This window comes from Enterobacter sp. SECR19-1250, from assembly GCF_013391025.1.
Lineage (GTDB): Bacteria > Pseudomonadota > Gammaproteobacteria > Enterobacterales > Enterobacteriaceae > Enterobacter > Enterobacter cloacae.
The window spans coordinates 36,344-48,667 of sequence record NZ_JACASJ010000002.1; the positions used below are offsets into that span (position 1 = coordinate 36,344).

Below are 12,324 nucleotides of genomic sequence, written 5' to 3' on the forward strand. Positions count from 1 at the left end.
CATACACGTCATATTAGCTATAATGCGCGACAATTTTCTTATAGTAAAAGTGACGATATGAATTCTCTGTTTGCCAGTACGGCCCGTGGGCTGGAAGAGCTGTTAAAAACTGAACTGGAAGCCCTGGGCGCGCAAGAGTGCCAGGTGGTTCAGGGTGGTGTCCATTTTGAGGGCGACACACGGCTTATTTACCAGAGCCTGATGTGGAGCCGCCTGGCGTCGCGCATCATGCTGCCGATGAAAGAGTGCAAGGTCTACAGCGATCTTGATCTCTATACCGGCGTACAGATGATCGACTGGACAGAGATCTTCACGCCAGACGCGACCTTCGCGGTGCATTTTAACGGTGTAAACGATGAGATCCGCAACAGCCAGTACGGCGCGCTGCGTGTGAAAGATGCCATCGTGGACTGCTTTACCCGTAAAAACAAAGAACGACCAAACGTCGATCGTGAAAACCCGGATCTGCGCATCAACGTCTGGCTCAATGGCGATACCGCCAGCATCTCTCTGGATCTGAGCGGGGCAGGTCTGCATCTGCGTGGCTACCGCGATCGCACCGGTATGGCGCCCATCAAAGAAACGCTGGCCGCCGCCATCGTGATGCGCTCCGGCTGGCTGCCGGGCACGCCGCTGCTCGACCCAATGTGTGGTTCCGGTACGCTGCTGATTGAAGCCGCGATGCTGGCCACCGACCGCGCTCCCGGCCTGCATCGCGGCCACTGGGGCTTTAGCGGCTGGGCGCAGCACGATGAAACACTCTGGAAAGAGGTCAAAGCCGAAGCGCAGGCCCGTGCGCGTAAAGGCCTGGCGGAGTACACATCCCATTTCTATGGATCTGACAGCGACCCGCGCGTCATTGAACGTGCGCGCAGCAATGCCCGTCGCGCAGGTATCGGTGAGCTGGTGACCTTTGACGTGAAAGATGTCGCGAACCTGACCAACCCGCTGCCGAAAGGCCCCTACGGTACTGTTATTAGCAACCCGCCATACGGCGAGCGTCTGGATAGCGAACCGGCGCTGATTGCTCTGCACAGCCTGCTGGGCCGCAATATGAAAGACTACTTTGGCGGCTGGAATCTTTCCCTGTTTAGCGCTTCACCAGAACTGCTGAGCTGTCTGCAGCTGCGCGCCGATCGCCAGTTTAAGGCGAAGAATGGCCCGCTGGACTGTGTGCAGAAAAACTACCATCTGGCGGAGAAAGCGGCGGACAGCAAACCGTCGGGCGTGGCGGAAGATTACGCTAACCGTCTGCGCAAGAACCTGAAGAAATTTGAAAAATGGGCCAAACAGGAAGGCATTGAATGCTATCGCCTGTATGACGCCGATCTGCCGGAGTACAACGTGGTGGTTGACCGCTATGCAGACTGGGTGGTGATTCAGGAATATGCTCCACCAAAAACCATTGATGCGCAAAAAGCGCGCCAGCGCATGCTGGACGTGATCGCAGCGACGATTGCCGTGCTTGGCATCGCGCCAAACAAACTGGTGCTGAAAACCCGCGAGCGTCAGAAAGGGAAAAACCAGTATCAGAAGATGGGTGAGAAGGGCGACTTTATTGAAGTGGGTGAATACAACGCTCGCCTGTGGGTTAACCTGACGGATTACCTCGATACCGGGCTGTTCCTCGACCACCGCATTGCCCGTCGTATGCTGGGCCAGATGAGCAAAGGTAAGGACTTCCTTAACCTGTTTTCCTACACCGGTAGCGCCAGCGTGCATGCGGGCCTGGGCGGCGCGCGCAGCACCACTACGGTGGATATGTCGCGCACCTATCTGGAGTGGGCGGAGCGCAACCTGCGTCTCAATGGCCTGACCGGACGCCAGCATCGTCTGATGCAGGCCGATGTCCTGGGCTGGCTGCGTGACACCGATGAACAGTTCGATCTGATCTTCATCGATCCGCCAACGTTCTCCAACTCCAAGCGTATGGAGGATAGCTTTGATGTACAACGCGATCACCTGCGCCTGATGACCGACCTGAAGCGCCTCCTGCGTAAAGGCGGCACGATTATGTTCTCGAATAACAAACGCGGTTTCCGCATGGATCACGACGGCCTGGCCGCTCTGGGACTGAAAGCACAAGAAATCAGCCAAAAAACGCTGTCTCACGACTTTGCCCGTAATCGTCAGATCCATAACTGCTGGCTTATCACCGCGGCCTGAAAGGAAAAATAAATGTCTTTAATAAGTATGCACGGTGCGTGGCTCTCCTTCAGCGACTCACCGCTTCTCGACAATGCTGAACTGCACATCGAAGACAACGAACGCGTCTGTCTGGTGGGCCGTAACGGCGCGGGTAAATCCACGCTGATGAAAATCCTCAACCGCGAGCAGGGTCTGGATGACGGGCGTATTGTCTACGAGCAGGATCTGATTGTCTCCCGCCTGCAGCAGGATCCGCCGCGTCATGTCACCGGCAGCGTGTACGATTTCGTAGCGGAAGGGATTTCGGAGCAGGCTGAATACCTGAAGCGCTATCACGAGATTTCTCATCTGGTGATGACCGACCCGAGCGACAAAAATCTTAACGAACTGGCGAAAGTCCAGGAGATGCTCGATCATCACGGCCTGTGGCAGCTGGAGAACCGTATTAACGAGGTGCTGGCTCAGCTGGGCCTGGAGCCGGATATGCAGCTGTCTGCGCTATCTGGCGGCTGGTTGCGTAAGGCGGCACTGGGCCGCGCGCTGGTCAGCGGGCCGAAGGTGCTGCTGCTGGATGAACCAACCAACCACCTGGACATTGAAGCGATCGACTGGCTTGAAGGGTTCCTGAAAACTTTCAGCGGTACCATTATCTTCATCTCCCACGACCGTTCCTTCATTCGCAATATGGCGACGCGCATTGTCGATCTCGATCGTGGCAAGCTGGTCACCTATCCCGGCGATTACGATACTTATCTGCTGGAAAAAGAAGAAAACCTGCGCGTGGAAGAGCTGCAAAACGCCGAATTCGACCGCAAACTGGCACAGGAAGAGGTGTGGATCCGTCAGGGTATCAAAGCCCGCCGTACCCGCAACGAAGGCCGCGTTCGTGCCCTGAAAGCGATGCGTCGTGAACGCAGCGAACGTCGCGAAGTGATGGGCAGCGCCAAAATGCAGGTAGAAGAGGCCTCCCGTTCCGGCAAGATCGTCTTCGAGATGGAAAACGTTAACTATCAGGTTGACGGGAAAGTGCTGGTGAAAGACTTCTCCGCCCAGGTCCAGCGCGGGGATAAAATCGCCCTGATTGGCCCAAATGGCTGTGGTAAAACCACGCTGCTGAAGCTGATGCTGGGCCAGTTGCAGGCGGATAGCGGCCGAATTCACTGCGGTACCAAACTGGAAGTGGCCTATTTTGACCAGCACCGCGCGGAGCTGGATCCGGACAGAACGGTGATGGATAACCTTGCTGAAGGTAAGCAAGAGGTCATGGTAAACGGTAAGCCGCGCCATGTGCTGGGCTATCTCCAGGACTTCCTGTTCCACCCTAAACGGGCGATGACCCCAGTGCGTGCGCTGTCTGGCGGTGAGCGAAACCGTCTTCTGCTGGCGCGGTTATTCCTGAAACCAAGCAACCTGTTGATTCTCGATGAACCAACCAACGACCTCGATGTCGAAACGCTCGAACTGCTGGAAGAGCTGATCGATGGTTATCAGGGCACCGTGATGCTGGTGAGCCACGACCGTCAGTTCGTTGACAACACCGTGACCGAATGCTGGATCTTCGAAGGCGAAGGGCGGATTGGTCAATATGTGGGTGGCTACCACGACGCGAAAGGGCAGCAGGCACAGTCGCTGGCGCAAAAACAGGCGAAGTCTAAAACAACGACTGAACCTGTTGTAACAAAAGCAGAAACTGTCAAGAAAACCTCGGCTAAACTAAGCTATAACCTGCAGCGCGAACTGGAGGGTTTGCCTCAGCGTCTTGAGGAGCTGGAGGCCGCGCTGGAGGCGCTGCAAGCGCAGGTTGCCGATGCATCCTTCTTCACCCAATCGCACGACTATACTCAAAAAGTCCTGGCCGAATTGTCCGCAGCTGAAAAAGCTCTGGAAGAAGCATTTGAGCGCTGGGAGTACCTTGAGTCTCTGAAAAACGGCGCATAAACAGGGATAACATATGTGTGACCAGCACCATGCCGACAGGCATATATTATGCTCGCAATGCGATATGCTCGTGGCGTTGCCAGAGCTTGGTCACGGACATAAGGCCCTGTGCCCGCGTTGCGGCACAACGTTGACAACCGAATGGGACGCGCCAAGACAGCGTCCCACGGCGTATGCGCTGGCCGCGTTGTTCATGTTGCTGCTCTCTAATCTCTTCCCCTTCATCTATATGAAGGTGGGAGGGATGACAAGCCAGGTTGATCTGCTTGAAATTCCGGGGGTGATGTTCTCGGAAGATTACGCCAGCCTCGGCACCTTCTTCCTTCTGTTTGTGCAGATCGTTCCGGCTTTTTGTCTGGTTGTCATCCTTTTGCTGGTCAACCGCGTAAAAATGCCCGCAGCCCTGAAAATCAAACTGGCGCGAGTCCTGTTTCAGCTTAAAAGCTGGGGGATGGCCGAGATTTTTCTGGCGGGTATTCTGGTCAGCTTCGTAAAGCTGATGGCCTACGGTGACGTGGGGATTGGCAGCAGCTTTATCCCGTGGTGTCTCTATTGTGTGCTGCAGCTGCGCGCATTCCAGTGCGTTGACCGGCGTTGGGCATGGGATGATATCGCTCCGGCTCCCACACTTGCCCAGACGGTGAAGGTTGGCGTGCCGGGGATCCGCCAGGGACTGCGCTCTTGCTCCTGCTGTACTGCCGTGCTGCCCGCGGATCTGGACGTCTGCCCACGCTGTGAAACCAAAGGCCATGTGCGACGCAAAAATAGCCTGCAGTGGACCATGGCGCTGCTGGTGACCTCTGTGATGCTGTATCTTCCCGCGAATATTCTGCCGATCATGATCACCGATTTGCTCGGTGACAAAATGCCCTCGACGATCCTCGCCGGGGTGATATTGCTGTGGGGCGAGGGATCTTATCCGGTGGCTGGGGTGATTTTTATCGCCAGTATTATGGTGCCTACCTTAAAAATGATCGCGATTGCCTGGCTCTGCTGGGATGCGAAAGGGCACGGCAAACGCGATAGCGAACGCATGCACCTCATTTATGAAGTTGTCGAGTTTGTTGGACGCTGGTCAATGATTGACGTGTTTGTCATTGCCGTTCTCTCTGCACTGGTGCGGATGGGCGGTTTGATGAGTATTTATCCTGCGATGGGGGCTTTAATGTTTGCGCTGGTCGTGATTATGACCATGTTTGCGGCCATGACCTTCGATCCTCGTTTATCGTGGGATCGTGAGCCTGAATCAAGCCATGAGGAAGAGTAAGAGCATGGAAAATAAGAGTGGAGAGGCGAAAGTGCAGAAGGTCAAAAACTGGTCACCGGTGTGGATTTTTCCCATCGTGACGGCGCTGATCGGTGCATGGATCCTGTTTTATCATTACAGCCATCAGGGACCGGAAGTGACGCTCATCACCACCAATGCCGAGGGGATTGAGGGCGGTAAAACGACCATCAAAAGCCGCAGCGTGGATGTAGGGGTGGTTGAAAGCGCCACCCTGACGGATGATTTAACGCATGTAGAAATTAAAGCGCGGTTAAATGCCGGGATGGAAAAGCTGCTTCACGGTGACTCCGTTTTTTGGGTGGTTAAACCGCAGGTCGGACGGGAAGGGATCAGTGGTTTAGGCACGCTGCTCTCGGGCGCGTATATTGAGCTACAGCCGGGGGCAAAAGGGGCGCAGCCAGCCCAGTATCAGCTTTTAGACTCTCCACCGCTAGCCCCGCCTGATGCAAAAGGGATCCGCGTGATTCTCGACAGTAAAAAAGCGGGCCAGCTCTCACCTGGCGACCCGGTGTTGTTCCGCGGCTATCGTGTTGGCTCGGTCGAGACCAGCACCTTTGATCCGCAAAAAAGGACCATCAGCTATCAGCTGTTCATCAATGCGCCAAACGATCGTCTGGTGACCAGCAACGTACGCTTCTGGAAAGACAGCGGGATCGCGGTCGATCTCACCTCAGCAGGTATGCGCGTTGAAATGGGGTCGCTGACCACCCTGTTTGGCGGCGGCGTCAGCTTTGACGTGCCGGAAGGGCTGGATCTGGGGCAGCCGGTGGCCGAGAAAACGGCCTTCAGGCTCTTTGACGATCAAAGAAGCATTCAGGACGCGCTCTATACCGATCATATTGATTACCTGATGTTCTTTAAAGATTCCGTCCGCGGCCTGCAGCCGGGTGCGCCCGTTGAGTTCCGCGGTATTCGTCTGGGTACGGTCGGACAGGTGCCGTTCTTTGTGCCGGGACTTCAGCAAGTACTTGATGATGACTATCGTATTCCGGTGCTGATCCGCATTGAGCCAGAGCGTCTGGTTAACCAGATTGGCGAGAATCAGGATATCGGCGCGCATATTACCGATTTAATGAACCGTGGCCTGCGCGGCTCGCTGAAGACTGGCAACCTGGTGACTGGTGCGCTGTATGTGGATATGGATTTCTATCCAAAAGCTCCGCCGATTACCGGTATCCGTGAATTTGGCGGCTACAAGATCATTCCAACGGTGAGCAGCGGTCTGGCTCAAATCCAGCAGCGTCTGATGGAAACACTGGATAAGATCAACAATCTGCCACTGAATCCGATGATTGAAGCGGCGACAGGCTCGTTGCATCAGAGCCAGGAGACGATGCAGCGTCTGCAAACCACGCTGGATAACATCAATAAGCTCACGGCAAGCCAGAGCATGCAGCAGTTGCCGCAGGATATGCAGAAAACGCTGCGTGAACTGAACCGTAGCATGCAGGGCTTCCAGCCTGGTTCGGCGGCCTACAACAAGATGGTGGCAGATATGCAGCGTCTTGATCAGGTCTTGCGTGAACTGCAGCCCGTACTGAAAACGCTCAATGAGAAGAGCAACGCGCTGGTGTTTGAAGCAAAAGATAAAAAGGATCCTGAGCCGAAGAGGGCGAAACAATGAAAAAATGGCTAGCGATTGTAGGTGCGATGGTGCTCACGGCCTGTAGCTCAGGGAGTGAAACGAAAAGCTACTATCAGCTGCCGCTGATGGCGCAGGTGGGTACGCAGAGCACCGCCTCGCAGGGCAACCGTCTGCTGTGGGTTGAGCAAGTGGCTGTGCCAGATTATCTGGCCGGCAACGGGGTGGTTTACCAGACCAGCGATGTGCAGTATGTGATTGCGAATAATAACCTGTGGGCCAGCCCGCTGGATCAACAGTTGCGCAATACGCTGGTGGCGAATCTCAGCAGCCAGCTTCCGGGCTGGGTTGTCGCCTCCCAGCCTCTTGGAAGCGACCAGGACACGCTGAACGTGACGGTAACGGGCTTCCATGGTCGTTATGACGGTGCCGTTGTCATCAGCGGAGAATGGCTGCTTAACCATCAGGGACAGCTGATTAAGCGTCCGTTTCATCTGGAGCTCAAGCAGCAAAAAGATGGCTATGATGAAATGGTGAAAGTGCTTGCCCAAGGGTGGGCACAGGAATCGGCCAACATCGCGAGAGAAATCTCCCGGCTGCCATAAGTAAAATTCATCATCAAAAACCGCAATCGGTCTGCCACTGATTGCGGTTTTTTTTCAGTTTTACGTCAGACCGTTACTTGTCCCGGGTCACAATTTTTGTACAAATGATCTTCTGGCTAGCTCACAAATATGACATCCGTATGAATTTTGAACGTTGACGCTACGACTAATTCGGGGTATTCGTTATCTGTGCCTGCACGCATTGTGCAGTCACTGTTTTCTTTCCACCAGACAAAAGAATGAGGGAAACGAGGCATGAAGAGACAGAAACGAGATCGCCTGGAACGGGCTCATCAACGTGGTTATCAGGCCGGCATCGCTGGACGATCTAAAGAAATGTGTCCTTATCAGACGATTAATCAAAGGTCACAATGGCTGGGAGGCTGGCGAGAAGCCATCGGCGACAGGGCACTCATAGCCTGATAACGTCTCTTTAAAAACAGAAACCTCCGCAATGCGGAGGTTTCGCCTTTCTGAAGCCGCGTAAAGCAGCGTTTAGAAAGCAGATGTATCCTGGAACAGGCCCACTTTCAGGTCGTTCGCGGTATAGATCAGACGGCCATCTACCAGCACTTCGCCATCCGCCAGGCCCATAATCAGGCGGCGGTTAACAATGCGTTTGAAGTGAATACGATAGGTCACTTTCTTCGCAGATGGCAGAACCTGACCCGTGAATTTCACTTCACCCACACCCAGCGCACGGCCTTTACCTTCGCCGCCCAGCCAGCCCAGGTAGAAGCCAACCAGCTGCCACATCGCATCCAGGCCCAGGCAGCCAGGCATTACCGGATCGCCAATAAAGTGGCAACCGAAGAACCACAGGTCCGGATTGATATCGAGTTCTGCTTCTACGTAACCCTTATCGAAGTTGCCGCCGGTTTCGGTCATTTTCACGACACGGTCCATCATCAGCATGTTCGGGGCCGGTAACTGTGGGCCTTTCGCGCCAAACAGTTCACCGCGACCAGAGGCAAGAAGATCTTCTTTTGTATAGGATTCGCGTTTATCTACCATGTTCTCAGTAAGCCTTATTTTAGTGAAGGACGCAGGATAGCTAACACGTGTACGCTGAACAAGTCCGATCAGTTTGAACTAAACCAACCTAACCAGCGTAACGGCCACGGATAACGATGACGAGCATCTTGCTGGGTCGCCTGAGCAATGCGCTCCTGGATGGTCTGCATCAGGGTCGTTTGTCCCTCTCCGTCCCATACCAGGTTTGTCAGTAAGGGTAGTGCATCCTCGACGCCTTCGATGGCCCAGAGGGAGAATTGTCCCTGCTCTACCGCATCCAGCAGTGCCTGGCTGAGGCTTAAATGGCGTGCGTTGGGGGCTGGAATAATCACACCCTGTTTGCCGTTTAACCCGCGTTGCTGACAAATAGAGAAGAAGCCCTCAATCTTTTCATTCAGGCCCCCCACTGGCTGGGCACGACCAAATTGATCGACCGAACCGGTAATGGCGATGTTCTGATTGATCGGGACTTCCGCCAGGGCGCTGATTAAGGCACACAGCTCGGCCATAGAGGCGCTATCCCCATCCACTTCGCTGTAGGATTGCTCAAACGTCAGCGAGGCAGAGAAGGGGATTTGTTGCTCAAGCTGCAGCTCTGACATCAGGAACGCCTGCATGATCATCATGCCTTTGGCGTGGATGTTTCCACCCAGCTCGGCTTTCCGTTCGATGTCGGTAAACTCGCCATCGCCAATATGGACGACGCAACTGATGCGTGAAGGCTCGCCAAACGCACGCGGATGCCCGGGAAATTCAATCACCGACAGGGCATTGATCTGTCCGATGCGATCGCCTTCGGTCTCGACCAGAATTTGCTCCAGCAGAATTTCATCCTGCATACGATCGGCCAGATAGCCTTCCCGCCACTCTCTTTGGGCCAGCATCTGGGAAAGTTGCTCACCGGTAAATGCGCTATTCCCACTGATCGCACCCACTTCACGCAGCTGTTTGCTGATCCAGAGCGGACACAGCGGCAGCGTCTCCTGGTCACCGGTATAGCGAACCGCTTCGCGGATAAGTCCTGGCCAGGCGTCAGCCGCAGGCGTCGGCAGGGCAAAGCGGGCAGCAACGGCCATCACCCACTGACACCACTGCGCCATGTCATCGGCATCAGCAATCTGAATATTGTCTTCGTACTCGCTGTACACTGCCTGTGCAGCCAGCTCCGGCTCCATTTCCTGGAAATCAGCCAGCGATTCACGGTCACCCGTCAGCACCACGGTCAACGACAGCGGCATGGAAGGGACAGAGACCGGCAGAGGACGAGACTCGTCATAGCCCACCCAGTCAAATCGTTGCTGGCTCACAATCGTTTTCAGGCGCATCCATAGCAGCGGCTGGGAGAGCAGGGTACGCAGGGAAATGATCAGTACGCCGCCATTGGCGCGATGCACCAGGCCCGGTTGCAGCGATAACTCACCGTTGAACTGGCGAAGGCAACCAAAGAGTTGTTCGGCCTCGGCCCAGTTAGCGGATACCACTTCGCCCTTTACCGCAAAACGGCCATCAGCCTGTTCTGCGGGTTCGAAAGAGACATCATGTCCTGAAATACGATACTGGCCGCCGTAAATAGCATTGGCTTCCGGCTGCAACTGGCGCATGGCATCACCCAGAAGCGTTAAATACTCGGCTTCTTCCGGGGCTTTGAGCAGCATGAAGGGAGATGTCGCCCACGGGCTTAACACCTGGTCCAGTGCGTAATGCAAACGCGGTTGTGTATCGCTAAGTATGAATTCGTGTTCTTGTGCGAGGTCTGGCTGTGCAAACAATTCCTGATAGCTTTCGGTATCCGGAACAAGGTCACGCCATGCAAGTTTCGTAATGGTCAAAGTTGATGTTTTTTAGTCAGATGTAAAACCGTGGAGTATACCGTAAGCGGGGGGCTCTTCCCAAGCAGGATTGGGGTTTTCGGGAAGCGAATCGCCTGCAATGCTTCACAGGATATGATTTCTTTTCAGCAGATTGCTAAAAAACTGATATTCTGAACAGAGTTACGTGGTAACACTGAGATCGCAATGAAATATCAACAACTGGAAAATCTCGAAAGCGGCTGGAAATGGAAGTACCTGGTCAAGAAGCACCGAGAAGGGGAGCTGATTACCTGCTACATCGAAGCCAGCGCCGCACAAGAGGCCGTGGATATTTTGCTGACCCTCGAAAATGAACCGGTACAGGTGAATGGCTGGATTGAGAAACATATCAATCCGGCACTGTTGAACCGGATGAAGCAAACTATCCGCGCACGACGCAAACGGCATTTTAATGCTGAGCATCAGCACACCCGTAAAAAATCCATCGACCTCGAATTCATGGTCTGGCAGCGTCTTGCAGGGCTTGCGCAACGGCGGGGAAAAACGTTGTCAGAAACGGTGGTGCAGTTGATTGAAGATGCCGAGCATAAAGAGAAATACGCCAACCAGATGTCTACGCTGAAGAACGATCTTCAGGCGCTGCTGGGTAAAAAATAACTTTTGAGTTTCTTCAGATAATAAAAAACCCCGCATCGCGGGGTTTTTTTATAAGACGATAACTTAAGCCGCTGGCTGAGTTACAACGTCTTTAACGCCTTTAACTTCGATCTCTACGCGACGATCTGGTGCCAGGCAGTCGATCAGAGCAGCGCGAGCTTTAACGTTGTCACAGGTGTTGCCAGTAACTGGGTTAGATTCGCCCATACCACGTGGGGAGATCTTGTTAGCTGGGATACCTTTAGAGATCAGGTAATCAACAACAGACTGAGCACGTTTCTCAGACAGTTTCTGGTTGTAAGCGTCAGAACCGATGCGGTCGGTGAAGCCCAGAACCACTACAGAACCGTCTTTAGGATCCAGGTTGCTCAGCTGGGTGTACAGCTGATCCAGTGCCTGCTGACCTTCTGGTTTCAGGGTCGCTTTGTTGAAGTTGAACAGAACGTCAGACTTCAGAGTGAAGTGCTTGGTCTGTACTTCTGGAGCTGGAGCCGGCGCTGGAGCAACAACTGGTGCTGCATCTTCCTGCTGGCCGAAGCGGTAGGAAACACCTACGCTCAGCATGCCGTTGTCTGGACGAACACCAACGGTAGCACCGTCACCGATGTTGTTAACCCACTGGTATTCCAGACGGGTAGCGATGTCACGGGTCATAGCCCACTCAACGCCACCAGCGAATACTGGGGAAACACCAGTGTCATGGTCGTCGCCAGCGTTGCTGTTGCTGGAGTCAGCGCGCCAAACCATGCCGCCCAGACGGGTGTACACGTCCAGATCGTCAGTTACTGGGTAACCCAGTTTAGCAGTCAACTGAACGCCCTGAGCTTTGAAAGCGCCATTGGTTTCGTTGCCTTTGTAAGGCATACGACCTAACCAGTCGTAACCCATTTCAAAGCCAACATACGGGTTAACCTGATAGCCACCGAACGCACCTGCACCAAGCTGGCTCTCGTGAGTCGGGCCATCATTGTTCAGGCTGCTGTTGTACCAGCCGGTGTCGTGGAACTGAGACCAGCCCAGTTTACCACCTGCATACCAGGTATTATCTTTCGGAGCGGCCTGCGCTACGGTAGCGAAGCCAGCCAGTGCCACTGCAATCGCGATAGCTGTCTTTTTCATTTTTTGCGCCTCGTTATCATCCAAAATTCGCCATGAAAATCTCAATCGAGAATCACGGTTAAATCCTTCACCGGGGGGCGTGGTCAAATATAAATCTACCGATATCTTCGGCTTAGGCCGAGCACCCCTGGCGATGTAAAGTCTACAACGTAGCTGAAAACT

General features: G+C 54.2%; 10 protein-coding genes. 7 read left to right on the top strand and 3 right to left on the bottom strand.

The genetic code is table 11. The annotated features are described in order from the left end of the window. Positions 1–57 precede the first annotated feature (57 nt). The 6 genes from rlmKL to rmf all read left to right on the top strand — a co-directional run bounded on the left by rlmKL (position 58) and on the right by rmf (position 7,984). On the top strand, positions 58–2,166 hold the full coding sequence (rlmKL, locus tag HX884_RS00765; RefSeq protein WP_178327479.1) for a bifunctional 23S rRNA (guanine(2069)-N(7))-methyltransferase RlmK/23S rRNA (guanine(2445)-N(2))-methyltransferase RlmL: 2,109 nt from the start codon (positions 58–60) through the stop codon (positions 2,164–2,166). A 12-nt stretch (positions 2,167–2,178) separates the two neighbouring features. After that, the gene (locus HX884_RS00770) at positions 2,179–4,086 is read left to right on the top strand and encodes an ABC transporter ATP-binding protein (protein ID WP_029883226.1); all 1,908 of its coding nucleotides are present in this window, start codon (positions 2,179–2,181) and stop codon (positions 4,084–4,086) included. Between the two features lie 13 nt (positions 4,087–4,099). Continuing rightward, a complete protein-coding gene (gene pqiA, locus HX884_RS00775) occupies positions 4,100–5,353 on the top strand; it encodes a membrane integrity-associated transporter subunit PqiA (RefSeq protein ID WP_028027912.1) in 1,254 nt (417 codons plus the stop codon). A gap of 4 nt (positions 5,354–5,357) precedes the next feature. Beyond that, entirely contained in the window at positions 5,358–6,998 is a 1,641-nt protein-coding gene (gene pqiB, locus HX884_RS00780; RefSeq protein WP_013097263.1) for an intermembrane transport protein PqiB, read from the top strand. Beyond that, on the top strand, positions 6,995–7,561 hold the full coding sequence (gene pqiC, locus HX884_RS00785) for a membrane integrity-associated transporter subunit PqiC (RefSeq protein ID WP_013097262.1): 567 nt from the start codon (positions 6,995–6,997) through the stop codon (positions 7,559–7,561). The genes pqiB and pqiC overlap by 4 nt, the downstream gene beginning before the upstream one ends. A 255-nt stretch (positions 7,562–7,816) precedes the next feature. After that, on the top strand, positions 7,817–7,984 hold the full coding sequence (gene rmf, locus HX884_RS00790; RefSeq protein WP_013097261.1) for a ribosome modulation factor: 168 nt from the start codon (positions 7,817–7,819) through the stop codon (positions 7,982–7,984). Positions 7,985–8,056: 72 nt separating this feature from the next. Here the strand turns inward: rmf and fabA are convergent, their stop codons facing one another. Both fabA and HX884_RS00800 read right to left on the bottom strand, forming a co-directional pair. Beyond that, positions 8,057–8,575 (bottom strand): bifunctional 3-hydroxydecanoyl-ACP dehydratase/trans-2-decenoyl-ACP isomerase, encoded by a 519-nt coding sequence (gene fabA, locus HX884_RS00795; RefSeq protein ID WP_013097260.1) that lies wholly within the window; start codon positions 8,573–8,575, stop codon positions 8,057–8,059. Positions 8,576–8,643: 68 nt separating this feature from the next. Beyond that, positions 8,644–10,404 carry a Lon protease family protein gene (locus tag HX884_RS00800; RefSeq protein WP_178327480.1) on the bottom strand — a complete coding sequence of 587 codons (1,761 nt, stop codon included), beginning with the start codon at positions 10,402–10,404 and terminating at the stop codon, positions 8,644–8,646. Between the two features lie 186 nt (positions 10,405–10,590). Between HX884_RS00800 and matP the strand changes: the two genes are divergently transcribed. After that, positions 10,591–11,043 carry a macrodomain Ter protein MatP gene (matP, locus tag HX884_RS00805; protein ID WP_013097258.1) on the top strand — a complete coding sequence of 151 codons (453 nt, stop codon included), beginning with the start codon at positions 10,591–10,593 and terminating at the stop codon, positions 11,041–11,043. 63 nt (positions 11,044–11,106) lie between these two features. Here matP and ompA read toward each other — a convergent pair whose 3' ends face one another. Beyond that, positions 11,107–12,162, bottom strand: coding sequence for a porin OmpA (ompA, locus tag HX884_RS00810; RefSeq protein ID WP_178327481.1), 1,056 nt, complete (start codon positions 12,160–12,162; stop codon positions 11,107–11,109). Positions 12,163–12,324: the final 162 nt, after the last annotated feature.